We start from the raw sequence: 26266 nt of genomic DNA, 5'->3' as shown, positions 1-26266 counted from the left end.
CCCTGGCTAATTCTTATTGGGATCCAGGAAAAATCCGAGTAAAAATGAGGTAAAGACATCATAATCAAACGTAACAGACTGGTTTATGGTGCATTAACCTTGAAAATACCAGGGTGATGAGTTGTTTCATTGACGTTAAATTTAATTAGCATGATCATGAATGATGCGCAGGGCTTCAGCGACTGAACCGCCCCTGCTCACTCACCGCTCTCCCCGCGATCGCACGTAAAAACGCAAACGAAAACTGACAGCACGTTCTGCTTCTGACAAAATAGTGACATCCCCTTCGATTTAACGTAACAGATGGAATCCTCTCTCTGATGGCAGCAAAGATTATTGACGGTAAAACGATTGCGCAGCAGGTGCGCTCTGAGGTTGCTCAAAAAGTTCAGGCGCGTTTAGCGGCTGGATTACGCGCCCCGGGCCTGGCTGTTGTGCTGGTAGGCAGCAATCCGGCTTCGCAGATTTATGTCGCGAGTAAACGCAAAGCCTGTGACGAAGTGGGGTTTGTCTCCCGCTCTTATGACCTGCCTGAAACCACCAGCGAGGCGGAGCTTCTTGAGCTGATCGATACGCTCAACGCAGATACCACCATCGACGGTATCCTGGTACAACTGCCATTACCGGCAGGTATCGACAACGTTAAGGTGCTGGAACGTATCGCACCAGATAAAGACGTAGACGGTTTCCACCCGTATAACGTTGGTCGTCTGTGTCAACGCGCGCCGCGTCTGCGTCCATGTACTCCGCGCGGGATTGTCACTCTGCTTGAGCGTTACAACATCGATACCTATGGTCTGAACGCCGTAGTGATTGGCGCTTCAAATATTGTCGGTCGCCCAATGAGCATGGAGCTGCTGCTGGCTGGTTGCACCACTACGGTCACCCACCGATTCACCAAAGATCTGCGTCGCCACGTAGAGCATGCGGACCTGCTGATTGTTGCTGTCGGCAAACCGGGCTTTATACCCGGCGAGTGGATCAAAGAAGGTGCGATTGTGATTGATGTCGGCATCAACCGTCTGGAGAATGGTAAAGTAGTGGGCGATGTGGTCTTTGAAGATGCAGCCGCACGTGCGTCATATATCACGCCAGTACCGGGCGGCGTAGGCCCAATGACTGTCGCCACACTTATCGAAAACACGCTACAGGCGTGTGTTGAATACCATGATGTAAAGGACGTTTAAGATGGCCACATTTTCACTGGGTAAGCACCCACACGTTGAACTCTGCGATTTGCTGAAGCTGGAAGGCTGGAGCGAAAGCGGCGCCCAGGCAAAGATCGCTATTGGCGAAGGCTTGGTGAAGGTCGATGGCGCGGTTGAAACGCGCAAACGCTGTAAAATCGTTGCCGGACAGACCGTCAGCTTTGAAGGCCACAGCATTAACATCGTAGCGTGACCCCAAGTGCCGGATGAGGTTAACGCCCTGTCCGGCCGCTTCCCCGTCTCATTTTCAGATAATAACTTCATCCCCACTTCACAGTGAACAGTTAGCATGTCGTTTTCCCACATGAAGCGAACATCATGCCAACCATCGTTACTCACGCGGCCGTTCCACTCTGTTTAGGATTAGGTCTCGGACTTAAAGTCATCCCCCCACGATTACTGTTTACTGGCGTCATTCTGGCGATGCTGCCGGATGCCGACGTGCTGTCATTTAAGCTTGGCGTCGCCTACGGCAACGTGTTTGGCCACCGTGGATTTACCCACTCACTGCTGTTCGCCTTTGTCGTGCCGCTACTTTGCGTATTGATTGGCCGACGATGGTTTAAAGCCGGATTGATTCGCTGCTGGCTATTCCTGACAGTTTCACTGCTATCGCACAGTGTGCTGGATTCTGTCACCACCGGCGGCAAAGGCGTCGGCTGGCTGTGGCCGTGGTCGGATGAACGCTTTTTCGCGCCGTGGCAGGTGATTAAAGTCGCGCCGTTCGCGCTGTCACGCTATGCGACCCCTTACGGGCATCAGGTGATTATTTCGGAATTATTATGGGTGTGGCTACCGGGAATGATGATGATGGGTGTGCTGTGGTGGTATCGAAAATATTAATCTGCCGGATGCGACGCGCTGCGTCTTATCCGGCCTACACTCGCTCTTTTGTAGGCCCGGTAAGCGTAGGCGCCACCGGGCATTACAGAGTTACTTACGACGCCAGGTGGTGCCCTGCGGACCATCTTCCAGCACGATGCCCATCTCGTTGAGACGGTCACGCGCGGCGTCGGCCGCCGCCCAGTCTTTCGCCTTACGGGCGTCCAGACGCTGCTGGATTAACGCTTCAATTTCGGCGACTTCACCGTCATCAGCCTGCGCGCCGCTTTGCAGGAATGCTTCTGGATCCTGTTCCAGCAAGCCCAGCACGCTGGAGAGCTTACGCAGATGCGCAGCCATACCGTTCGCCGCCGCCATATCTTCACCCTTCAGGCGGTTAACTTCACGCGCCATATCAAACAGCACGGAGTACGCTTCCGGGGTGTTGAAGTCGTCATCCATCGCTTCAATGAAACGCGCTTCAAAGGCCTCGCCACCCGCAGGGGCAACGGATTTGTCAGTGCCGCGCAGCGCAGTGTACAGACGTTCCAGCGCGGAACGCGCCTGTTTCAGGTTCTCTTCGCTGTAGTTCAACTGGCTACGGTAATGCCCCGACATCAGGAAGTAGCGAATGGTTTCGGCGTCGTAGTATTTCAGCACGTCGCGCACGGTAAAGAAGTTGCCCAGCGATTTGGACATTTTCTCGCGGTCAACCATCACCATCCCGGAGTGCATCCAGTAGTTCACGTATTCGCCATCGTGCGCACAGGTGGACTGGGCAATTTCGTTTTCATGGTGCGGGAACATCAGGTCGGAGCCGCCACCGTGAATATCAAAATGGTTGCCCAACTGTTTGCAGTTCATCGCCGAACACTCGATATGCCAGCCCGGACGACCAGCGCCCCACGGAGATGGCCAGCTCGGTTCACCCTCTTTGGACATTTTCCATAGCACGAAGTCCATCGGGTTGCGCTTCACGTCAACCACGTCGACGCGTGCGCCTGCCTGCAGTTGATCCAGATCCTGGCGTGACAACTGACCGTAGTTCGGATCAGTCGGGACATCGAACATCACGTCGCCGTTATCGGCAACATAGGCGTGACCTTTGGCGATCAGCTGTTCGGTGATCTCAATAATCTCGGCGATATGATGCGTAGCGCGAGGTTCCAGATCCGGGCGCAGAATATTCAGCGCATCGAAATCGCTATGCATTTCCGCAATCATGCGATCGACCAGCGCGACAAAGCTCTCGCCGTTTTCATTCGCGCGCTTGATGATTTTGTCGTCGATATCGGTAATGTTGCGCACATACTTCAGCTTATAGCCGAGGAAGCGCAGATAACGCGCAACGACGTCGAAAGAAACGAAAGTACGTCCGTGGCCAATATGACAGAGATCGTAAACGGTAATACCACACACGTACATGCCGACTTCCCCGGCATGAATAGGTTTGAATTCCTCTTTTTGGCGCGTCAGTGTATTAAAGATTTTTAACATCGAAGATTCCGTGTAGACGTGTGTGGGTAATAATATCCGTATAATACATATTATTCGTAATCGAAGCAGCACACTTTGCAAGGTGATCGCAGCTTGCGGTTATGCTATAACACACCCCTAACTCTGACCCTTACCAGGGTCGAAGCACCAATCTATCGGAACAGGATGCAAAAATGGTTACTTTCCACACTAATCACGGCGATATCGTAATCAAAACGTTTGATGATAAAGCGCCTGAAACAGTTAAAAACTTCCTGGACTACTGCCGCGAAGGTTTTTATAACAACACCATTTTCCACCGTGTTATTAACGGTTTCATGATCCAGGGCGGTGGTTTCGAGCCGGGCATGAAGCAAAAAGCCACGAAAGAAGCGATCAAAAACGAAGCGAACAACGGTCTGAAAAACACCCGTGGTACGCTGGCAATGGCGCGTACTCAGGCTCCGCACTCCGCAACCGCACAGTTCTTCATCAACGTTGCTGACAATGACTTCCTGAACTTCTCTGGCGAAAGCATGCAGGGTTGGGGTTACTGCGTATTTGCTGAAGTTGTTGAAGGCATGGACGTGGTTGATAAAATCAAAGGCGTTTCCACTGGTCGCAGCGGTATGCATCAGGATGTGCCGAAAGAAGACGTCATCATCGAAAACGTGACCGTCAGCGAGTAATCGTGGCGACACTGTTTATTGCAGATCTTCACCTCTGCACAGAAGAACCGGCGATCACCGCCGGTTTTCTGCGTTTTTTAGCCGGTGATGCGCGACAAGCCGATGCGCTGTACATTCTCGGCGACCTGTTCGAAGCCTGGATTGGCGACGACGATCCTAATCCGCTGCATCATCAAATAGCCGCGGCGATAAAAGCACTGGTTGATTCCGGCGTTCCCTGCTTTTTTATTCACGGCAACCGTGATTTTCTGCTCGGCAAACGTTTTGCCCGTGAGAGCGGCATGACCTTACTGCCCGAAGAGAAAGTGCTCGATCTGTATGGTCGCAAGGTGCTGATCATGCATGGCGATACGTTATGCACCGACGATGCTGGCTATCAGGCGTTTCGCGCCAAAGTGCATCAACACTGGCTACAAAAACTATTCCTCGCCCTGCCATTGTTCATTCGCCAACGTATTGCCGCGAAAATGCGCGCCAACAGCAAAGCAGCCAACAGCAGTAAGTCGCTGGAGATCATGGATGTGAATCAGCAGACCGTTATTGCCGAGCTGGAAAAACATCAGGCCCAGTGGTTAATTCACGGTCATACCCACCGTCCGGCAGTCCACGAACTTACGGCCAATGGGCAACCCGCCTTCCGCGTTGTATTAGGCGCCTGGCACAGCGAAGGTTCGATGATCAAAGTCACACCACACGACGTTGAACTGATCGCATTCCCGTTTTAATTCTGCAAATACCCCGTTCCTCTTTACACAAAACTATTCGAGTTGCATCGAGGCGGCAAATCCGTGAATCCCCTGGAGCTGACTAAAGTAAGTGACTGGGGTGAGCAGATGCAGCCAACAAAGAGGCAGCTTGAAGAGTGAAGTGTAAAGCGCGCAATCGTTTTCCTTGACGGTGAATTATGCTATTCTCTGTGCCCTCAAAAGTCGAGTGTAGTGCACCACAGGAGTTTTCAGACGCATGTCTTCCCGCAATAATCCGGCGCGTGTCGCCATCGTGATGGGGTCCAAAAGCGACTGGGCTACCATGCAGTTCGCCGCCGAAATCTTCGAAATGCTGGACGTTCCACACCATGTTGAGGTCGTCTCCGCCCACCGTACCCCAGACAAACTGTTCAGTTTCGCCGAAGGCGCTGAAGAAAACGGTTATCAGGTGATTATTGCCGGTGCCGGTGGTGCTGCACATTTGCCAGGAATGATTGCGGCGAAAACGCTGGTGCCTGTTTTAGGCGTTCCGGTACAAAGCGCAGCGTTGAGCGGCGTAGACAGTCTCTACTCCATCGTACAGATGCCTCGCGGTATTCCGGTGGGCACGCTGGCGATCGGCAAAGCGGGCGCAGCCAATGCGGCCCTGCTGGCCGCGCAAATTCTGGCCACACACGACAACGAATTGCATCAGCGTCTGGCTGAGTGGCGTAAAGCGCAAACCGATGAGGTACTGGAGAACCCGGACCCGCGAGGTGTCGCATGAAGCAGGTCTGTGTACTCGGCAATGGTCAGCTAGGACGCATGCTGCGTCAGGCCGGTGAGCCGCTGGGGATTGCGGTCTGGCCCGTCGGGCTGGACGCCGAACCCGCTGCCGTTCCTTTTCAACAAAGCGTGATTACCGCTGAGATTGAGCGCTGGCCGGAAACGGCGCTCACTCGCGAACTGGCGCGTCACCCGGCGTTTGTTAACCGCGACGTCTTTCCGATTATTGCTGACCGTCTGACGCAAAAACAGCTTTTTGACAAACTCAACCTGGCGACCGCGCCATGGCAACTGCTGGCGGATAAAAGCGAATGGTCTGCGGTGTTTGACAAACTCGGCGAGTTGGCGATTGTGAAGCGTCGCATCGGCGGCTACGACGGTCGTGGACAGTGGCGTTTACGCGCGAATGAAACCGAACAACTGCCAGACGACTGCTACGGCGAGTGCATCGTCGAGCGAGGAATCAACTTCTCCGGTGAAGTCTCGCTGGTTGGCGCGCGTGCGCACGACGGCAGCACCGTCTTCTATCCGCTGACTCATAACCTGCATCAGGACGGCATTCTGCGCACCAGCGTGGTATTTCCGCAGGCTAACGCTAAACAACAGGCGCAGGCCGAAGCGATGCTCTCTGCCATCATGCAGGAGCTGGGCTATGTCGGTGTGATGGCGATGGAGTGTTTCATCACCCCGGAAGGTTTGCTGATCAATGAACTGGCTCCGCGCGTACACAACAGCGGGCACTGGACGCAAAACGGCGCCAGCATCAGCCAGTTTGAACTGCACCTGCGCGCCATTACCGGCCTGCCGTTGCCGACGCCGGTGGTGAACAATCCTTCGGTGATGGTAAACCTGATCGGCAGCGACCTGAACTATGACTGGCTGAAGCTGCCGCTGGTGCATCTGCACTGGTATGACAAAGAGGTACGCGAAGGGCGTAAGGTGGGACACCTGAATCTGAGCGACAGCGATACCGCGCGCCTTAGCGCCACGCTGGAAGCGCTCACTCCCCTGCTGCCGCCGGAATATGCCAGCGGCATCATCTGGGCGCAGTCAAAGCTGAAATAAACCGATACGGGAGGTGCGCCTGCGCACGCCTCCCGTTACTTTTACAGACGAATGCAGGTTCCGGCTTTCCCCGCCAACGTGTCTTCAATGCGAGACAGCGCGCCAATCCACGCGGGTTTTCCACGTCGCTTCACGTATCCGCTTACGGCTGTCACCTTTGGCCCCATCGAACCATCGGCTTTAGCAAACGGAGCCAGTTCATCAGGAGAGGCTTGACGAATCGCACGTTGCTCTGGCGTGCCCCAGTTCTCATAGACCGCATCAGCATCGGTGAGGATAACCAGACCGTCGGCATCGATCTGTTCAGCCAGCAATGCCGCCGCCAGATCCTTATCAATGACCGCTTCAGACCCTACCCCTTCCCCGGTCACCGGCACGCCGCCACCGCCGCTACAAATCACCACATGGCCTTCTTTGAGCAAGAGCTTAATGGCATCGCTTTCGACGATCTGGCGAGGCTCAGGCGAGGCGACAACACGACGCAGGTATTTGCCGTCACGTTTCATATGCCAGCCGTAGGTGGCTTCCAGTTGCGTTTGTTCTTCAGGCGAATACACCGGGCCGATAAATTTTTCCGGCGCCATAAACGCGGGATCGTCTTCAGACACCACAATTCGCGTTAACACTGTGGTCACCGGCGGCATCTCCGGTTCAGCGGTCAGACTTTGCGCCAACATATAACCAATCATGCCCTGAGTCTCTGCCACCAGCACATCCAGCGGGTAAGGTTCAACCTCTTTCCAGGCAAGATTCTGTAACGACAACAGACCAACCTGCGGCCCATTGCCATGTACGATGGCCAGGCGGTACGAACGTGCCAGACGCGCCAGGGCAGGTACGGCGCTGGCAATATTACGATATTGATTTTCTGCCGTCAGCGCCTCGCCGCGCTGCAATAATGCGTTGCCGCCAAGAGCAACAACCAGCGTTTTCATTCCCTATCCTTCTATAATTTGTTGCCCAAGCCAGAACCCCAACAAGGTGTCTGCGCCGGAGGTATGCCCGAGCGCCAGCAGCGAATTTATCGCCGCGTCCATCCTTTGGTGTCGGCCCAAAGCATGAGTGAAGTGGAGCAAAGGTGAAGCGAAGTACCCTAATGCCGCGTAGCGTAAGTAGCTCACGCTAACCACAGTCGTCGCCAGTTCAAGATTGCCGGAATATTCAAAGAAACGATGGCCGGAATCCTTATTCAGCGCGCCGAAATACCAGGCGGCCAGCAGCATTCCGGTCAGCGTATCATCATGGCTGGGCGTTAAACCTGGCCCCTTGCCTAACCACTGCCGCCAGTCTGTCGACAAGCCAGCCAGCGCCGAGAAAAAGCAATGGCGGAACTGACGTAACTCGGGGCACAAAGGCAAATTTGCCGCCAGCATTAACGGCCCGAATAATCCCGTTTCCTCGCCGCGATCCATCCAGGCGGATGCAAGGCGCGGGGCATGTGGACGGGACGTTATTTTCAACGAACAACAACGCTGCGGTTGGCGTAACAGAAACGGTCCCAGCACAATCCCCTCGGGGACAGCCTGAGGGGTTTCGCTACCGCTTAACGCCGTACGCAGCGCATCAAAGTCAGACGCACGGATCACCCATCCTCCCGGGCTAAAACCACTGCCCTGGCGGTGCAGCGTTAACAGTGCGCCCCCTTCGGCCACAAGGTTAATCGAGCGCCGCCAGATCCCGGATAGCTGCCATGACTGGCGAAAATCCGGAGACTGCTGACTGCCCATCAGAGGACGGATGATCATCATGCGCGGCTCTCTTAGCTAATGCCCATACTTTCAGCCAGCGCTTCCAGAGCTAGCTCAAAGCAGGCCAGCGGCGCACGAACGGTGCCCGCGCCGATCTGACCAATACCGGCTTCTTTATGGGCAATACCCGTGTTGATCAGCGGCGTAATACCTGTTTCCACGACGCGACGGATATCAAGACCAAGGCAAGCCCCCTGGAAATCCCAGCCAGGGATCTGCAACTGCATATTGCGTTCCAGATAGATTTCAGCCATCTCCTCGGAAACGGACTTCGCGGCCTCCATTCCTCCGGCGCCGACAAACCGCGTTACGCCAGGGGCCGCGATCATCGCGGCACCGCCAATCCCAAAGGTTTCGGTGATGGCGCTATCGCCCATATCCGGGTTAGCTTGTTCCTGCGAGAAGCCGGTAAAGAACAGCCCCTGCGGTGTGTTAACCGGCGCGGTAAACCAGCGATCGCCAAGTCCGCTCACCCGGATCCCGAACATGTCGCCATTACGGGTCATTGCGGTCACAATACTGCCGGAACGCACCAGTGCCCCGGCATCCATTGCCGCTTTGCAGTAAGCCATCGCCAGGTTAAGGAAGAACTGGTCGGTCACGCTGAGGAAATCCATCACCTCAGCAATCTGCTGCTTATCATGTTCCAGACGGGCAATTTGCGGCGCCAGGGTTCGCATCAGCAGAGCTGAAGAGGCAATGTTGCGCTGATGGAACTCATCGCCCATCGTAATGCCCTGCGCCATCATGGCGGTCAGATCAATACCCTGTTCCAGATTGGCCAGCGCCGCGCTTAAAACAGGCATCAGGACATCGCGCATCCAACGTAGACGCTGCTGGACATCTTCGCCATACGCGCCGAAGCGCATCACTTTGCCAATCCCTTCGTTGAGATTGCAGTAAGCCCGGTTACCGTCGGTGATATTTTCCACCACCAGCATCGGCATGCTGGCAGAGGTGATTCCCCCCATTGGTCCCACAGCATTAACATGGTGGCAAGGTACGAACCGGACTTTGCCCTGCTCCAGTAAAGCCAGCGCGCTCATCTCATCATTGGCCCACCCTTCAAACAGACATGCACCAATACAGGCCCCTTTCATCGGACCGGTCATTTCTTGCCAACGCATTGGCGGTCCCGCATGCAGCAGCGTTTTCCCTTCATTGAGCTCGCGGATTAATGAGGAGGCAGGTTGCACATCCAGCCAGTGTGGACGCGCACGACGAATTTGTTCGATTACTGCAGCATTGGCTTGCGCCACTGATGTAAACATTGGAACCCCTTATTGCAAACGTTCTAATAAACGAGCCAGTTTCTTATTACCGCCAGCGACAGGCGCCCACTGGTAATGCACCACAGGCATTTCCGCAGCCTGTAAATCCAGTGCAAAACTGCGTAACCCGGCATTGATGACCGCCACTTTTTCCAGTAGCGAAGGTGCGGATTTGTCAGATAACGGTTGAGATGGACGAATCAGTTCGGCGGCAAGCAGCGTTGCCTCGGGCAGTGAATTCACTACGGCAATGCCGGCATCTTCCAGTGTGGCAATCTGCAGTGAGCGACACTGCGGATCGCGTTCTGTACCTGTCACCGTCGCAATCGCATACAGCGGTTGCTCGTGGTCTCGCGCAGCGCACGCCTTCTGCCAGGCCTGAACCAGCGATGCGGCCGGATCTGCCGTCGCGCCGTAACCAATCACGACATCAACTAGCAGCACGCGTACCTGCGGCTGCCCCCCCAGATCCGTAATCAGTTGATTACGTAAGGCAGGGTCAATCATCGGATGCGGCCGCCCGACGGTGTAAAAATCATCCCCCAGATCGATAATCTGGTGCCCGGCGGCATCCAGCATCATGCCATGGTGATGTTGTGCATCCGCGGCGACATTCAGATGGGAGGCCAGCAGCCCAGCGGCTTCGGCGGCCAGCGTACCTCCGGTGTATAACCCTCGGATCACACCGTCTCCTGTGGTTGAAAGCGAGCTGCGTCGCGCCGCGACTCTCGCCAGTAAACAGGCCAGACGGGCCGCATCGTCCAGCGTCGCGGCAAACCAGACATTTTCATCGCGAGCGACCGCGGAGGTGTAACCTAAAAACAGAGCTACCACGGGTTTGCCGGTGGCCTTCATCGCGTTCACGATATGCTGGCGAACAGCCTCCGCCGGCGGTTTCGACACAAAAGCCAACACCTGGCTTTTGTCGTCTGCGCCAAGCATCTCCAGCGCGGTAAGCGCGCTAATCCCCCCCACCTCGGCGCTCAGGTCGCGCCCACCCAGACCGATGGCGTGGGTGATGCCTTCCCCGGCCAGCGCTATCTGTGAACAGAGCTCCTGAATCCCTGTCCCGGAGGCGCCCAGCACACCGATATTGCCTTCCGGCATCACGTTGGCAAAAGCCAGCGGCGTACCCGCAATCATGGCAGTTCCGCAGTCAGGTCCCATCACCAGTAGACCTTTATCCTGCGCACGGCGCTTCAGAGCGATTTCATCTTCCAGGGTAACGTTATCGGAGAACATCATGACGTTCAGGTTGCGATCCAAGGCCTGGTTCGCCAGTTCCGCCGCGTATTCACCGGCAACCGAAATGAGCGTCATATTCGCCTCAGGCAGTTTCTGGCACGCGCTTTCCCAGCGTCTGACCTGCAGGAGCGTTTGGCTACCGCCGGTGGCCTGCGCCAACTGCTGCAACGACTCATCCAATTGTTGCAGAATGGTCTGTGTAATACTTTCATCAGCCGTTTCAGTACGAATCGCCACGCAAATATCGTTTGGCGTCGCATTATTAAAATCGTCATGCCAAAACCCGGTCGTTTCCAGCAATGATTTATTCGCTGGCGTTCCCATCATGACCGATACATCGTCTACATTTTCGGACTCACTCAGCTTGCGTGAAATAATCATTAAACTGACAGAGTCCTGAAAACACCCTTTTTTAATAAAGGCGTGGATCATAACAACCCCTTAATAATTGCACCCATGGCAATTGCACGAGTAGTGTTAATGTGTAGCTCAAGGTATATATCTGGGATCACAAATAGAGTGACTGGCATCACACTGGAATTATTAACAAAATAAATTTAATAACCACCAGAAGATTAAACATTATTTTCTAACGGCATTATTTATTTAAAAAGAAAGGGCAAATCCATACTGATTATCAAATAAATTCTAACTATATTTTTTTATGTGTCTGGATCACATAATCAATTTTTATTCCCGGTATGTTAACGGCAGTCATGCTTCACACCGTCGTTAAAAAGGAAGACAGATGAAAATCAGTCGGGAAACACTCCACCAGCTTATCGAGAATAAGCTTTGCAAGGCCGGACTAAAACGTGAGCACGCCACAACGGTTGCTGAGGTATTGGTTTACGCCGATGCCAGAGGCATTCACTCTCATGGCGCCGTACGCGTTGAATACTATGCTGAGCGCATTTCAAAAGGCGGCACTAACCGCGAACCCACATTTCGTTTTGAAGAAACCGGTCCCTGTACAGCGATTTTGCATGCCGATAATGCCGCCGGGCAAGTCGCAGCAAAGATGGGTATGGAGCATGCCATTAAAATTGCTAAAAAAAATGGTGTCGCCGTCGTTGGCATTAGCCGAATGGGGCACAGCGGTGCCATTTCTTACTTTGTGCAGCAAGCCGCTCGCGCTGGTCTGATCGGCCTCTCCGTGTGCCAGTCCGACCCGATGGTGGTACCGTTCGGCGGCGCAGATATTTACTACGGTACCAATCCGTTAGCCTTCGCTGCGCCAGGAGAAGGCGACGACATCATGACGTTTGATATGGCGACAACGGTGCAGGCATGGGGAAAAGTTCTGGATGCCCGCTCCCGCAACGTGCCGATTCCTAATACCTGGGCAGTCGATAAAAACGGCGCGCCAACTTCCGATCCCTTTGCTGTCAATGCGTTGCTACCTGCGGCCGGGCCTAAAGGCTATGGCCTGATGATGATGATCGATGTGTTATCCGGCATTTTATTGGGATTACCGTTTGGTCGTCAGGTCAGTTCAATGTATGAGGATTTACATGCCGGTCGGAATTTAGGCCAACTGCATTTGGTTATTAATCCCGACTTTTTCTCCTCCAGCCAATTATTCCGCCAGCACCTCAGCCAGACCATGCAAGAGTTAAATAACATTACTCCGGCCCCCGGCTTTAAACAAGTTTATTACCCCGGACAGGATCAAGATATTAATCAACGCAATGCCGCGGTCCATGGTATCGACATTGTTGACGATATTTATCAATACCTGATTTCCGATGCCCTCTATCTCAAGTCATACGAAACAAAGAATCCCTTTGCACAATAATTATTGAAACAGGAATTTCATATGATCAACCATTTTCGTCACGCAATTGAAGAAACCCTTCCCTGGCTCTCTTCCTTTGGCGCGGATCCTACCGGTGGGATGACGCGCTTGCTGTATTCGCCAGAATGGCTTGAAACACAACAGCAATTCAAAAAGCGTATGGACGCCAGTGGCCTGGAAACGCGCTTTGATGAAGTGGGCAACTTATACGGTCGTCTGCTCGGGAGTGAATCGCCGGAACAGGTCATTTTAAGCGGCTCGCATATTGATACCGTCGTCAACGGCGGCAATCTTGACGGCCAGTTTGGCGCGCTGGCGGCATGGCTCGCGGTTGACTGGCTCAAGAGCACCTATGGTGCCCCGCTGAAAACGGTCGAAGTCGTTTCCATGGCGGAAGAGGAAGGCAGCCGTTTCCCGTATGTCTTCTGGGGCAGCAAAAACATTTTTGGACTGGCAAATCCTGATGACGTCCGTAACATCCAGGACGCGAAAGGCACCCGTTTTGTTGACGCAATGAACGCCTGCGGCTTTACCCTCCCCGCAGAGCCGCTTCATGCTCGTAATGACATCAAAGCCTTCGTTGAATTACACATCGAACAAGGTTGCGTGCTTGAAAGTAATGGTCAGTCGATAGGCGTCGTCAGCGCGATTGTCGGCCAACGTCGCTATACGGTAACGCTGAACGGCGAATCCAACCATGCGGGTACAACGCCGCTGAGCTACCGTCGCGATACCGTTTACGCTTTCAGTCGCATCTGCAGCCAGTCTATCGAGAAAGCCAAAAAGCATGGCGATCCTCTGGTACTGACCTTTGGTAAAGTAGAGCCACAGCCAAACACCGTCAACGTGGTGCCTGGAAAAACGACCTTCACGATCGATTGCCGTCATACCGATGCCGACGTACTGCGTGATTTTACTCAGCAACTGGAAAACGACATGCGCGCCATCTGTGATGAAATGGATATCGGTATTGATATCGATTTGTGGATGGATGAAACGCCAGTCCCGATGGACAGTAAACTGGTCTCCACCCTTACCGAACTGTGTGAAAAGGAACAACTGAACTACCGTGTCATGCACAGTGGCGCGGGCCATGATGCGCAGATTTTTGCCCCTCGTGTACCGACCTGCATGATTTTCATTCCCAGCATTAACGGTATCAGCCACAACCCCGCTGAGCGCACAAACATTAACGACCTTGCCGAAGGGGTCAAAACTCTGGCATTAATGCTTCATCAACTTGCCTGGCAGAAATAAGGAGCCATTCATGGGATATCTGAATAACGTCACGGGTTATCGCGATGATTTACTGGCTAATCGCGCAATTGTAAAACACGGTAACTTTGCCCTGTTAACCCCGGACGGACTGGTTAAAAATATCATTCCGGGTTTTGAAAACTGTGACGTCACCATCCTCTCAACGCCAAAACTGGGCGCGTCATTTGTTGACTATCTGGTGACCCTACACCAGAACGGCGGCCACCACAGCGGTTTTGGCGGCGAAGGTATTGAAACGTTCGTGTATGTTATTTCCGGCAAAGTTGAGGCAAAAGCGGAAGGTAAAACATTTGCTTTGACTCAGGGCGGATATCTGTATTGCCCGCCAGGTGAACTGCTCACCTTTAATAATGCCCAGACAGAAGACAGCCAGCTGTTTTTATACAAACGCCGTTATACGCCGGTGGCAGGCCATTCGCCATGGCTGGTCTCCGGTAATGCCAACCAGTTAGAACGTATTCATTATGAAGGCATGGATGACGTAATCCTACTGGATTTCCTGCCTAAAGAATTAGGCTTCGATATGAATATGCATATTCTGTCATTCGAACCCGGCGCCAGCCATGGTTATATCGAAACGCACGTACAGGAACATGGGGCTTATATTCTCTCAGGCCAGGGCGTTTATAACCTCGATAACCAATGGGTCCCGGTGAAAAAAGGCGACTACATCTTTATGGGCGCGTACTCCCTGCAGGCGGGTTACGGCGTGGGGCGTGGCGAAGCATTCAGCTATATCTATTCCAAAGATTGCAACCGGGATGTAGAGATTTAACGGCGAACAGCCCGCCTGATAATTTTTTATTTAGCTATGTTGGGTTTTGCCACGGTTAACACCGTGGCTTTTTTTATGCTTAACGCAGATTCATCGCCTGACCGAGCTTCATCGCGCAAGCAATATTACGCGCGCAGTAATAAAGGTTGGTTTCACCGCTCGCCAGCACTTCCGCCAATGGCGCGAGTCGCGGCAAAATACTGAACACCGCATCAATACCATGATCGTGAACCACCTCCACGCCTTCCCCCAGCACCCCGGCGATACCGATAACCGGAACATGATGCTGCATAGCAACAGAAGCAACACCGATTGGCGCTTTTCCCCCGACCGTTTGCGAATCAATACGTCCCTCGCCGGTGATGACCAGCGATGCATCTTTGATGGACTGCTCCAGTTGAACAGCCTGCAGCACAATTTCAATCCCTGGTTTCATGATGGCCTGCAGAAAGATAGCCGCGGCGATGCCCATTCCGCCCGCCGCGCCACCGCCCGCAACCTGAGATACCTCTTCACCGGTCAACGCTTGCAGCACATGCGCGTAGTTGAGTAACCCTTCTTCCAGTTTCTCAACCATTTCCGGCGTCGCCCCCTTCTGCGGACCAAATACCCTTGCCGCGCCGCGCGGGCCAACCAATGGGTTGTCCACATCACAAGCGACTTCGATCCGACATGCTGTCAGCCGCGGATCGCACTGTTGCAGGTCAATGCTCGCGAGGCGAGACAAGCTACCGCCTCCCGCCCTCAATGATGCCCCTTGCGCGTCAAGAAACCGCACGCCCAGCGCCTGAGCCATCCCCATGCCGCCATCAACTGTCGCACTCCCGCCGATACCGAGGATAATATGACGAATACCGGCATCCAGCGCATGCCGAATCAGTTCGCCAGTACCGTAACTTGACGCCAGCAGCGGATTACGCGCCTGCGGTTCGACTAGCATCAGTCCACTCGCCGCAGCCATTTCAATAATGGCGGTCTTTCCATCACCGGTCAGGCCATAAAATCCCATGACCTTTTCCTCCATCGGCCCACAGACCTCCAGCGAGACCACTTTTCCACCTGTCGCCGCTACCATGGCATCCACGGTCCCCTCCCCGCCATCCGCAATAGGCAAACAAATATATTCTGCATCCGGGAATATGCTTGAAAATCCAGCTTTAATTGCCTGGCAGCATTGTTCGGCGCTTAAGCTCTCTTTAAACGAATCTGGCGCAATTACAATTTTCATCATTAATCCTTTTCATCCTGTTATTTAATGCGTTCCCATGGAATGAGGTTTTCCATAAGCACAGCCAGTAAAATCCCCACCAATAAGCCATTACTCAGTAATGGCCGAATAGTCAGTGGAAGATCTTGTAAATAAACCGGTGGCAGCCCCATCAAAAAAATGCCCACAAACAGCGGGAGTGCCAGCCGATAAATATTTCGTGCGGTAAAGGTGATTTGCTGGCTGAAAACCAGACCGGAATAGAGCAACGGCAGATAAGAGACCAGCATAACGGCACTGCTGATCGCCAGTGGAATAGCGCAGAATAAGCGGGTTAGCGGCGTTACTATCGCCACCAATAAACATAATACGCTGCCGTAAATAAATGATTTTCGCGAGCTGTCGCCAGTTTGTGTTAACAGCCCGATAGAGGAGACAAAAGGTGAAAATGGAATCACGGCAAAAGGCACTGTCACCAGCGTCATAAAACCGGAAATGATAAAGCTACGACGATAACGCGAGCTGCTGGAGCCTTGATGCGCATAAAAGACGTCCGTGCCGCGCACCGCGCCATAGGTATTACTGATATTCACCAGACCGGTGATAACCGCCGTCAGGATAATACCGGGTAACAGCCTGCCATGACTGCCTAACGGGAACCACTTCCAGCTTAATTCACCAGACGGCAAAGACGTTGATGGAAAGCACAATCGCCAGAGTCCCCATCCCACTACCGCCCCCACCAGCAGGGCATAACGAGAGATCCGCTGCGGTAAAAAAATGATCATCGCAAGGATGAAGCACATCACGCCAACCGCCAGGCTAAAAGGCGCCAGTTGAATTTTGACGCTGGTGTCAGCAATGCCAAAAGGCAATCCCAACATGCCCTTAAAAAAGATAGTGGTGAGCTGAGCGCCCAACAGCAGCATAAAAAAGACCATCACCGTTGGGGTAAATAGCCGGGCCAACCGGTGTCCTAAGCCGCTAAAGCCGATAATCATCGTCAGCACAGCGGAAATGACAATCCCGACGCTCAGACTGGTGGCGATATCATTGAGCGGTGTCCCGCGTGACGCCTCAGCCAGGGTAATTGTCAGAATGGTGCCCCACCATAAACCGGTAGGCCCTTCCATAATGGCGCGACGATGGCCACAAATAACCTGCGCAAGGCAGGCCAGCGATGTCGTGAAAAAAGCGTATTGCGTGAGCATTAACAGATTGCTCGCGGGGAGATGAAAAGCAGAAACCAGCGTTGGGGGGACCACGACCGTATTGCAAAAAATAAAGAAAAACCACTGAAAGCCAGATAGCAAACTTTCGCGGTTAATAACAGGAAGCATATTCATACCTTAAAATAGAGAATGCCCGCCAGCATGACGGGCATTAATTCGCATCACATTATTGTTGATGTTTAAGGATAAATTGACCTTTTGGCGCTACCGGGAATCCCTGCTCGATGTCATAGATAACATCCCCGCGAAGAATAGTTTTCGTAATGCGCGCGCCAATCGTCCGGCCAACATACGGGCTGACTTTGTGACGGTATTCCAGGTCTTCGTTTTTCAGAACGTAGTTGCTGTCCGGTTGAATAAAGACGAAGTCAGCATCTTTACCCGGGGCAATACGTCCTTTCTGTTTCAGGCCAAAAATATCTGCGGCGTTGGTTGCCATCAATTTAGCGAATAGCGGCAGCGACATACCGCGTTTTTGCACGGCCTCATCAAACATGACGTCCATGCAGCTCTGCAGTCCGGCAATGCCGCCCCACGCCTGCATGATATTGCCAGCCTTCATTTCTGGTGGGCATGGCGAGTGGTCGGAAACCAGGCAGTCAATCTCACCATTGAACAGTTTTTCCCACATGCCTTGTTGATTCTGTCGATCGCGGATCGGCGGAGAACATTTTGCCAGCGTGCCAATCTCTTCAAACTGATCGGTATCCAGCACAAAATAATGCGGGCAGGATTCGCAGGTCACATCCTGGCCTTCCTGGCGGGCACGGGTCACTTCTTCCACGCCTTCCGGGCTGCTGATATGGCAAACGTGCAGGCGGCAACCGGCGACTTTCGCCAGATACAGCACACGGCGAATAGCTTCCACTTCGGTGAAAACCGGACGTGAAGCCACATAATCATGTGCCGTCACACGGCCTTCGCGTTTAGCTTCCTCGCCAAGCTCGTCGCAAATGAGCGCATTTTCGCAATGCACCAGCACCGTCTGGTCCATTTCTGCTAACTTCTGCGCGCCTTTGTAGAACTGCCAGTCGTTAACGTCACGGAAGTCATTGTCGATTCCGCGATCGCCACAGGTGGCAACGAAGCATTTGAAACCGACGACACCAACCTCATCCAGCTCGTGCAAACGATCAAGGTTGTAAGAAACCAGACCGCCAAGCTGCGCGGCATCAATGGTCAATTTGCCTTTTGCCGCATCAAATTTAAGTTCGATGGTTTCGCGATCCACCGTCGCGGGCAGTTGGTTGAGAGGCATTTCGATCATTGTGGTGATACCGCCTTTTGCCGCGGCACGCGTTCCGGTCTCATAGCCTTCCCAATGTGTACGCCCCGGCTCAGAGATATGGGTATGCGCATCGACCATGCCCGGTGAAACCACCAGACCTGTCGCATCCATTACCTGCTTTGCCTCCCCAAGATTCTCGCCAATGGCGGCGATTTTTCCTGCCTGGACGGCAATATCAACAATACGAGCTTCATTTTCTAAAATAACAGTACCGTTCTTAATAATTAAATCAAAAGACATAACGAACTCCTTGTATGGATACAGATAGTTTTTATAAATAACGCACGCTTACACCTACGTTTACTGATTTCATTACAACTGACCTGTTGCTTTTTCTACTGCGGCAGGTTGTCCAACCGTTCTTTTTTTCAGTAAGGCATATGCCACAAATGCGACAATAACCCCAACAAACCACGACACTCGCGATAACGGCTCAAGCAATGGAATAAACTTCCCACCCAGTGAAAGAATTACCGCCACTAACGTTACGGAGAATGCCGTCAGGTTAAATCCATTATCATAATATTGGTAATTACCACTGGCGGTATATAATTCATCAAGATTAATCTTGCCACGCATAACGACAAAATAGTGCGCTAACATAACACCAATAACAGGACCGAGCATACCGCCGATGATGTCCAGAAACAGATAAATGCTGCTCTGATTTTCCATAAGCTTCCATGGACAAATCAGTAAGCTAATAATACTGGCAATCAATACACCTTTTTTATATGTTAGTTTTGTTGGCGCAATTGCGGCAATCTGATAACCAGCCGGGATAATATTACCCGTAGCGTTTGTTGAGATTGTGGTCATCAGAATAACCAAAACTGCGAAGAATGAGGCAAACAGACTGTCCCAACGCTGTACGATATCCAGCACATTCCAGGTATCCATTCCATAATGAATACTGGCACCGGCAATAATACACACGCTGGCAATCGCAAATAACACGTACGCGACAATGAGACCCAGCGTCTGGCCTAACGCCTGTTCACGAAATGAGTGGGCATTTTGCGTAAAGTCCGATGCGCTCACCGCCGGAGCGGCCCATACCGCAACCACGGCGTTAATCACTACCAGGAACAGGAATCCGCTGTTTCCCGCTTTTTGCACACCGCCCGGAATGTAGTCAAGAATGGGGCCAATCCCTACCAGGGATATCGCCCAGATAGCCATTCCGCCAAAAACGATATAAATGCAAGGGTTCAGGATCGCAGTAAATTTATTCAATACTTTACCGCCGCCAAAACCGATACCAACGTTAATCAGCCAAAAGATAAGAAATGTGATTAACCCCGGCAGAGACAACCCCAGTAGTGTAAAATCACCGCCCAGCGTTAAAAACCCAGGCCATATCTTGCCAATCAGAATAAGAAAAGCCAGCGATCCGGCATAACATTGCAGCCCGAACCACATAATTGCCGCAATCCCGCCTCTTAATAATCCGGGAAAAAGCGCGCCACGTACACCATACGAGCCACGCAGAATCATTGCAAAAGGTACACCGTATTTACTTCCGGCGGCGCCGTTCATAACCATGACTAATGCAATAAACAATGCACTAATAATAATAGCCAGCATAATACTGAATGTGGACAGTCCGAGAATGAAGAACCCGCCAACCATAACATAATTAGGTACGTTATGTACTGACCCCATCCATAAAGTAAAATAGTTAAATGTTTTCCAGTTTCGTTGTGCTGCCGTTTTCGGTAATAAGTCGTCACTATAACCACGTTGTTGGTATAGATCTCTTTGCTGTTCCATAAATCCCTCTTGTCACGTATCGGATAACGTTGTAATGGGTTTAGCTATGTGGAACAAAAACAATATATTAAGTAATGCAAATAGTTTTAATTATATTTTTATGCTGAAGCAGTAACTGGTGTTACTTTCTTTTTATATAACGTCACGCCGGCAAAAATAAGCGTTCCGGTAACAACCAGACAAGCCGAGATGACAAAGCTTATCTCTTTTGAGCCAGTCAAATCGGAAATAAATCCGGTTAACGTTGGCGCAATAACGGCTGAACTCATACCAAAGAAGTTAAACAGGCTAAATGCTCTGCCCAACGTTTTCGCCGACGCCTGCTCAGACACGAAGGAGATCAGGATGGGATCCACCGCCATTTTTCCCAGTAAACCGTACAGGGTCAGGCTGACCATCAACATCGTGGTATTCGGCGATAACACCGTAAACACCAGCATTGCGGCGGCCATAATTTCCAGCCCAAGAATGACTTTGACTTTACTGTTACGGAATTTATCGGACAGATGGCTGAAGAACAACGCACCGGGAACCCCCACCACGGCGACCAAAGCCGAGGCAACCCCAATCGCGCCACCATCAAATCCCCTTTCAGTCTGCAGATAGGACGGAAGCCAGGTCACAATCAGGTAATAGCCATAACAGGTACAGAAATAGAGGAAGTAGACGCTGCATAACAAACCCGAAAACAGCGGCGGACTTTTCTCTTCTGTCATCGTTGTCGTCTGCGTTTTTTGCTCTGACGCCGCCGTTTCGCTTTTTACCTTACCGCGGATAACCAAAGTAAATACGCACAGCATCACCACCAACACAGCCGCAACCAGAAACAACACGTTTTGCCAGGCCATGCTCATGCTTTTAACCAACACGCTGGAGCCGATTAAACCGATCCCCATCCCAATCGCAGAGCCGCTATTAATGATGGCGTTTGCCAGTGCCCGGCGAGCCTGCGGGACATTTGCCGAAGAGAGAGAATACGCAGAACTAAAGAAAGAGGCGCAGCCCGCTCCTGCCATCAGCGAACCGGCATAGATCATCACCAGTCCCGTGGCTTTTGCAATACTGAGCGTACCAATAATAAAGAGCGTAAACCCACACATCAGCATAATTTTCTGGCCAAGCTTATCGACCAAAATTCCGCAGGGAATTTGCATACTGCAATAGGCGAAAAAATAGAAACTGGCGATGGCGCCAATTTCAGCATTGCTGACATTGCCCAGGGAAGCCTGAATCTCAGGATAAATAGGGGTTAATACGGTGCGATAAATCCATATTGCGACCCAACCCAGACTCATTACGACGACGATCTTCTTCCAGTATTCAATACCGGATATATTTTTTTCACTCATGACATGCACCTTTCCAAAGTGTGTCTGATTAAAATGTATCGCTGCAGGATTGCAGCGATACCAACGATCATGACAATTTATGATTAGCCATTAATTCCAGGGCCTGAACCATTGCCGAGTGATCCAACTGGCTTCCACCATTCGCGGCGCAGGTATTAAATAACTCCTGACAAGTTGCCGTATTAGGCAAATTCAATGAGAGCGCCTTGGCACTTTGTAATGCAAGGTTGAGATCTTTTTGATGCAGTGCAATTTTGAATCCGGGATCAAAAGTGCGCTTAATCATGCGCTCACCATGTACTTCCAGAATACGAGATGAGGCAAACCCGCCCATTAATGCCTGACGCACGCGAACCGGATCTGCGCCCGCTTTAGAGGCAAATACCAGCGCTTCAGAAACGGCTTCAATATTTAAGGCCACGATAATTTGGTTAGCCACTTTACAGGTTTGGCCATCACCATTCCCGCCCACCAGAGTGATATTTTTTCCCAGAATATCAAAGAGCGGTTTCACCCGTTCAAATACTTCAGGTTCACCGCCAACCATAATGGACAGCGTCCCTTCACGAGCGCCAATTTCCCCGCCGGACACGGGCGCATCCAGATAATCCCCGCCAAGTTCATTAACCTGCTGAGCAAAACGCTTGGTTTCGATAGGAGAAATAGAACTCATATCGACAATGGTTTTTCCCTGCAATGCAGTTTTAGCGCATCCGTGTTCACCAAAAAGCACTTCTTCAACCTGCGGCGTATCCGGCACCATGATGAATATAATATCTGCGAAATCAGTCACCTGACGCGCAGTTTCAACATTAACCGCCCCCAGTGACAGCAACTCTTCAGCCACCGGTCCAATGGTCGTGACATGTAATTGATGTCCGGCGCGAGCCAAATTAATCGCCATTGGCGATCCCATAATACCCAGGCCAATAAATCCCAGTTTCATTTGCAACCTCTTTTATATCTGTCGGTATTCCTGAATTCAGGCAAAACGATTCCCTTCCAACAGAGTGGAAAAAATAGTGTTGCCTGAAATTACTTACAAATTATCGATACTGATTAATCCACGATAATCCTGCTTCGGTGGTCGTCAGCGGCTTATATTCGCAGCCTACCCACCCGTCATAACCTGATTTATCAATAAACTTAAAAATAAAGTCATAATTGATTTCCCCGGTCCCTGGCTCTCCGCGACGAGGGTTATCTGCAATTTGCAAATGACCTATTTTATTTGCCCACGTGGTCATGGTCTGGGTTAATTCCCCTTCCATGCGCTGCATATGATAAATGTCATACTGAATTTTGATATTATTGCATCCGACGCTATCAATTAACGCTAACGCCTGATGCGTACCGGTGAGAAAGAAACCAGGAATATCAAAATGGTTGATCGGCTCAATCAGCAATAAAATATCTTCTTTCGCTAACATGTTGGCCGCATAGCGCAGATTTTCCACCAGCGTTTGCTGGATCTGTTCAGCCGAAAAACCCGCCGGTGTTTTACCTACCAGGCAATTGATTTTTGTATTGCCCAGCCCCTTCGCATAGCGAATAGCCGCGGCCACACCATCACGAAACTCTTCTTCGCGCCCCGGAATACAGGCGATACCACGTTCACCCGCAGCCCAATCTCCGGCGGGGAGATTATGCAACGTATGCTCCAGCTTGTTGGTCTGCAGTTTTTCCTTTAAGACGTCAATGTCGTAATCGTAGGGAAACATAAACTCTACGCCACGAAACCCCGCTTGCGCCGCTTTGTCGAAACGCTCAAGGAAACTGTATTCCAGAAACAGCATGGAAAGATTGGCTGAGAACCGTAACATCTGTCACCTCCTCTATTCATATTTCATAAAACAGGTTTCGGTTGGCGCATCAACTGCACCGTCTGCAACCTCTTCAAACTCGGTCACGTTATCCAGCTCGCTACCCATCGAGATATTGGTCACTCGTTCAAGGATCACTTCGACAACAACCGGAACGCGATACTGCGCCATCAGGACTTTGGCTTGCTCAAACGCCGGAGCGAGATCTTCAGGTTTGAAGACGCGAATAGCCTTACAACCTAATCCCTCTGCCACTTTGACGTGATCGACGCCATAGCCGTTTACTTCGCTGGAGTTGATATTTTCAAACGCCAGTTGGACGCAGTAATCCATATCAAAAGCACGCTGCGATTGACGAATCAGGCCCAGATAGGCGTTGTTGACCAGCACATGGATGTAAGGAATATTGAATTGCGCGCCTACCGCCAGTTCTTCAATCAGGAACTGGAAGTCAAAATCCCCCGAAATCCCGACGACATTGCGTGTTGGATCGGCAACACAAACCCCTAATGCCGCAGGCAGCGTCCAGCCGAGAGGACCAGCCTGGCCGCAGTTGATCCAGTGACGCTCTTTGAACACATGCAGCATTTGCGCAGCGGCAATTTGTGATAATCCGATGGTGGTGACGTAGCAAACGTCGCGACCAAAGGCTTTATTCATCTCTTCATAGACACGCTGTGGTTTCACCGGGACATTGTCGAAGTGGGTTTTACGCAGTAACGTCCGCTTACGCTGTTGGCATTCATCAACCCAGCTATTCCGGCAAGGTAAACGTCCGGCTTTCTGCATTTCCTGAGCGACGTCAATCAACAAGGTCAGCGCGGCTTTGGCATCAGAAACAATGCCCAAATCCGGGCACAGAACACGGCCAATTTGCGTCGGTTCAATGTCGATATGAATGATTTTGCGCCCTTCGGTGTACTTCGAGACCGAGCCGGTGTGACGGTTAGCAAAACGGTTACCAATACCGAACACCATATCAGAAGCAAGCAGCGTGGCATTTCCGTAGCGGTGCGCGGTTTGTAGCCCGACCATGCCGGCCATTAACTCATGATCGTCAGGGATACATCCCCAGCCCATCAACGTGGGGATAACCGGTACATGGGTCAGCTCCGCAAAACGTTGCAGCAGTGCGGAAGCATCAGCATTAATCACCCCGCCCCCTGCGACGATAACCGGACGTTCCGCCTGGCTCAGCATTTCCAGCGCTTTCTCAATTTGCTTGCGGCTGGCGGCAGGTTTGTACACCGGCAACGGCTCATACATGTCGGGATCGAATTCGATTTCTTCAACCTGGACATCAAAGGGCAAATCGATCAGCACCGGGCCAGGGCGACCTGAGCGCATGACGTGGAATGCCTGCTGTAAAACCCGTGGCAGCAGTGCCGCTTCACGTACCGTTACCGCCATTTTGCTGACCGGTTTGGCGATAGATTCAATATCGACAGCCTGAAAATCTTCCTTATGCAGGCGGGCACGAGGCGCCTGGCCGGTGATACATAAAATAGGAATAGAGTCGGCAGAGGCGGAATACAGTGCAGTGATCATGTCAGTTCCAGCCGGGCCTGAAGTGCCAAGGCAGACGCCAATGTTGCCTGCAGCGGCACGCGTATAACCTTCCGCCATATGGGAGGCGCCTTCAACGTGGCGAGCCAGAATGTGACGGATGCCGCCGTGATTACGCATTGCGGAATAGAACGGGTTGATTGCCGCTCCAGGCACGCCAAATGCGGTGGTGATACCTTCTTTTTCCAGCACATACATTGCCGCGTCAACGGCTCTCATTTTTGCCATTTTCTTTCTACCTCTATTTATTGGAAAATTTTTCCAACTTTAAAAAAATCCAAAAAAGTCCCGCTCCTCTGAGCGGGTTGCGACTTAAGCTACGGGTGCTTTTAACCCAAGCGCCGTACTGATATCTCGTGCTGTATCCCGTACCAGCTCCCCCTGACTAATAAAACGATCTTGCGTCAGTCTGGATGCGGGCCCCGAAATAGAGATGGCAGCCACTACACTGCCTGCATCGTCATAGATAGCCGAAGCGATGCAATTCAATCCAACAACATGTTCTTCGTGATCAACGATATAGCCATTCTCGCGCGCCTGTTCCAGATTACGCAGCAGAGTAGGAAAATCCACCAACGTGTTCGGCGTAAACTGCTGCAAACCCGTTTTCACGACAATGTCCATTAACTCTTCTTCCATCAGCGGATAAAGCAGTGCTTTCCCCGCACCGGAAGCATGCAACGGCATACGGCTGCCCAAAGGTGCACACATCCTGACCATCGATTTGCACTCCTTCTGGCCAATCAGCACCGCTTCAGTGCCATTACGAATCGCGACATTCACCGTTTCTCCTGACAGCAGCATTAATCGGTGCATAAATGGTCCGGCTACCGACAGGACGTCGCGATTATGAATATACGCGGAGCCCACATTGAAGACGCCTAAACCGATATGCCACCATCCTAACTGACTGTCCTGATAGACAAAATCAGCACCCTGTAAAACCTTTAGCAGGCGAAAAGTCGTGGAGAGCGGTAAATCCAGACTGCCGGAAATATCGCTGACTGACGAACTCCCCCCACTTCTTTCGAGATACTGCAAAATCGCAATGCCTCTTTCGAGCGCCTGAGCGCCTTTCTGCGCAACCGGCTCCGTCTGTCCAGGCCTGCCGCGCCGTCTTACTTCCGTCTCCACTACATTTACTCCGGCCCAAAATATGAGCATAAACAATGAACAATATG

General features: G+C 51.9%; 24 protein-coding genes. 10 read left to right on the top strand and 14 right to left on the bottom strand.

Annotated features, from left to right (window positions below):
* Positions 1-320 precede the first annotated feature (320 nt).
* The 3 genes from folD (at position 321) to FOB24_RS08170 (ending at position 2051) form a co-directional block, all read left to right on the top strand.
* Positions 321-1187: a bifunctional methylenetetrahydrofolate dehydrogenase/methenyltetrahydrofolate cyclohydrolase FolD gene (gene folD, locus FOB24_RS08180; protein WP_003021887.1), complete on the top strand. Its 867-nt coding sequence runs from the start codon at positions 321-323 to the stop codon at positions 1185-1187.
* Position 1188: 1 nt separating this feature from the next.
* A complete protein-coding gene (gene ybcJ, locus FOB24_RS08175) occupies positions 1189-1401 on the top strand; it encodes a ribosome-associated protein YbcJ (RefSeq protein WP_085047592.1) in 213 nt (70 codons plus the stop codon).
* A 125-nt stretch (positions 1402-1526) separates the two neighbouring features.
* Positions 1527-2051 carry a metal-dependent hydrolase gene (locus FOB24_RS08170; RefSeq protein WP_069324001.1) on the top strand — a complete coding sequence of 175 codons (525 nt, stop codon included), beginning with the start codon at positions 1527-1529 and terminating at the stop codon, positions 2049-2051.
* 90 nt (positions 2052-2141) lie between these two features.
* On the opposite strand, the gene cysS is transcribed toward FOB24_RS08170, so the two are convergent.
* Positions 2142-3527, bottom strand: a complete 1386-nt coding sequence (gene cysS, locus FOB24_RS08165; protein WP_003831109.1) for a cysteine--tRNA ligase — start codon at positions 3525-3527, stop codon at positions 2142-2144.
* A gap of 173 nt (positions 3528-3700) precedes the next feature.
* Between cysS and ppiB the strand changes: the two genes are divergently transcribed.
* The 4 genes from ppiB (at position 3701) to purK (ending at position 6732) form a co-directional block, all read left to right on the top strand.
* Positions 3701-4195 carry a peptidylprolyl isomerase B gene (ppiB, locus tag FOB24_RS08160; protein WP_003021875.1) on the top strand — a complete coding sequence of 165 codons (495 nt, stop codon included), beginning with the start codon at positions 3701-3703 and terminating at the stop codon, positions 4193-4195.
* A 2-nt stretch (positions 4196-4197) separates the two neighbouring features.
* On the top strand, positions 4198-4920 hold the full coding sequence (gene lpxH / locus FOB24_RS08155) for a UDP-2,3-diacylglucosamine diphosphatase (protein ID WP_150344760.1): 723 nt from the start codon (positions 4198-4200) through the stop codon (positions 4918-4920).
* 238 nt (positions 4921-5158) lie between these two features.
* Complete coding sequence (purE, locus tag FOB24_RS08150; RefSeq protein WP_038638478.1) at positions 5159-5668, top strand: 5-(carboxyamino)imidazole ribonucleotide mutase; 510 nt, start codon at positions 5159-5161, stop codon at positions 5666-5668.
* Positions 5665-6732 (top strand): 5-(carboxyamino)imidazole ribonucleotide synthase, encoded by a 1068-nt coding sequence (gene purK / locus FOB24_RS08145; protein WP_085047595.1) that lies wholly within the window; start codon positions 5665-5667, stop codon positions 6730-6732. Before purE ends, purK begins: the two co-directional genes overlap by 4 nt.
* 41 nt (positions 6733-6773) lie before the next feature.
* Here purK and FOB24_RS08140 read toward each other — a convergent pair whose 3' ends face one another.
* From FOB24_RS08140 to FOB24_RS08125, 4 genes are read right to left on the bottom strand one after another with little or no spacing between them, the layout of a single operon-like run.
* The gene (locus tag FOB24_RS08140) at positions 6774-7667 is read right to left on the bottom strand and encodes a carbamate kinase (protein WP_085047596.1); all 894 of its coding nucleotides are present in this window, start codon (positions 7665-7667) and stop codon (positions 6774-6776) included.
* Between the two features lie 3 nt (positions 7668-7670).
* The gene (locus FOB24_RS08135) at positions 7671-8480 is read right to left on the bottom strand and encodes a DUF2877 domain-containing protein (RefSeq protein WP_150344759.1); all 810 of its coding nucleotides are present in this window, start codon (positions 8478-8480) and stop codon (positions 7671-7673) included.
* Between the two features lie 11 nt (positions 8481-8491).
* Positions 8492-9751: a YlbE family protein gene (locus FOB24_RS08130; protein ID WP_038638468.1), complete on the bottom strand. Its 1260-nt coding sequence runs from the start codon at positions 9749-9751 to the stop codon at positions 8492-8494.
* A 9-nt stretch (positions 9752-9760) separates the two neighbouring features.
* Entirely contained in the window at positions 9761-11428 is a 1668-nt protein-coding gene (locus FOB24_RS08125; protein WP_085047598.1) for an acyl-CoA synthetase FdrA, read from the bottom strand.
* A 316-nt stretch (positions 11429-11744) separates the two neighbouring features.
* On the opposite strand from FOB24_RS08125, the gene allD reads away from it, so the two are divergent.
* Genes allD through allE form a run of 3 tightly spaced genes read left to right on the top strand, consistent with a single transcriptional unit; the run spans position 11745 to position 14847 of the window.
* Positions 11745-12794 (top strand): ureidoglycolate dehydrogenase, encoded by a 1050-nt coding sequence (allD, locus tag FOB24_RS08120; RefSeq protein ID WP_150344758.1) that lies wholly within the window; start codon positions 11745-11747, stop codon positions 12792-12794.
* Between the two features lie 21 nt (positions 12795-12815).
* Positions 12816-14051 carry an allantoate deiminase gene (gene allC, locus FOB24_RS08115; RefSeq protein ID WP_061381596.1) on the top strand — a complete coding sequence of 412 codons (1236 nt, stop codon included), beginning with the start codon at positions 12816-12818 and terminating at the stop codon, positions 14049-14051.
* Positions 14052-14061: 10 nt separating this feature from the next.
* Positions 14062-14847, top strand: coding sequence for a (S)-ureidoglycine aminohydrolase (gene allE, locus FOB24_RS08110; protein WP_121528705.1), 786 nt, complete (start codon positions 14062-14064; stop codon positions 14845-14847).
* Positions 14848-14926: 79 nt separating this feature from the next.
* Here the strand turns inward: allE and glxK are convergent, their stop codons facing one another.
* From glxK to allR, 9 genes are all read right to left on the bottom strand, one after another.
* A complete protein-coding gene (glxK, locus tag FOB24_RS08105; RefSeq protein WP_150345566.1) occupies positions 14927-16075 on the bottom strand; it encodes a glycerate 3-kinase in 1149 nt (382 codons plus the stop codon).
* Positions 16076-16095: 20 nt separating this feature from the next.
* Positions 16096-17394, bottom strand: coding sequence for a uracil/xanthine transporter (locus tag FOB24_RS08100; RefSeq protein ID WP_137346941.1), 1299 nt, complete (start codon positions 17392-17394; stop codon positions 16096-16098).
* A 58-nt stretch (positions 17395-17452) separates the two neighbouring features.
* On the bottom strand, positions 17453-18814 hold the full coding sequence (allB, locus tag FOB24_RS08095) for an allantoinase AllB (RefSeq protein WP_085047602.1): 1362 nt from the start codon (positions 18812-18814) through the stop codon (positions 17453-17455).
* A 72-nt stretch (positions 18815-18886) separates the two neighbouring features.
* Positions 18887-20347: an allantoin transporter gene (locus tag FOB24_RS08090; RefSeq protein ID WP_085047603.1), complete on the bottom strand. Its 1461-nt coding sequence runs from the start codon at positions 20345-20347 to the stop codon at positions 18887-18889.
* Positions 20348-20445: 98 nt separating this feature from the next.
* On the bottom strand, positions 20446-21696 hold the full coding sequence (locus FOB24_RS08085) for an MFS transporter (RefSeq protein ID WP_150344757.1): 1251 nt from the start codon (positions 21694-21696) through the stop codon (positions 20446-20448).
* A 67-nt stretch (positions 21697-21763) separates the two neighbouring features.
* On the bottom strand, positions 21764-22642 hold the full coding sequence (glxR, locus tag FOB24_RS08080; protein ID WP_121528703.1) for a 2-hydroxy-3-oxopropionate reductase: 879 nt from the start codon (positions 22640-22642) through the stop codon (positions 21764-21766).
* Between the two features lie 100 nt (positions 22643-22742).
* Complete coding sequence (gene hyi, locus FOB24_RS08075; protein WP_085047606.1) at positions 22743-23519, bottom strand: hydroxypyruvate isomerase; 777 nt, start codon at positions 23517-23519, stop codon at positions 22743-22745.
* A gap of 12 nt (positions 23520-23531) precedes the next feature.
* Entirely contained in the window at positions 23532-25313 is a 1782-nt protein-coding gene (gene gcl, locus FOB24_RS08070) for a glyoxylate carboligase (protein ID WP_121528701.1), read from the bottom strand.
* A gap of 84 nt (positions 25314-25397) precedes the next feature.
* Positions 25398-26249: an HTH-type transcriptional repressor AllR gene (allR, locus tag FOB24_RS08065; RefSeq protein WP_150344756.1), complete on the bottom strand. Its 852-nt coding sequence runs from the start codon at positions 26247-26249 to the stop codon at positions 25398-25400.
* Positions 26250-26266: the final 17 nt, after the last annotated feature.

This window comes from Citrobacter werkmanii, from assembly GCF_008693645.1.
Lineage (GTDB): Bacteria > Pseudomonadota > Gammaproteobacteria > Enterobacterales > Enterobacteriaceae > Citrobacter > Citrobacter werkmanii.
Note: the sequence above shows the minus strand (reverse complement) of the source record. Positions and strands in the feature narration are given on the sequence as shown.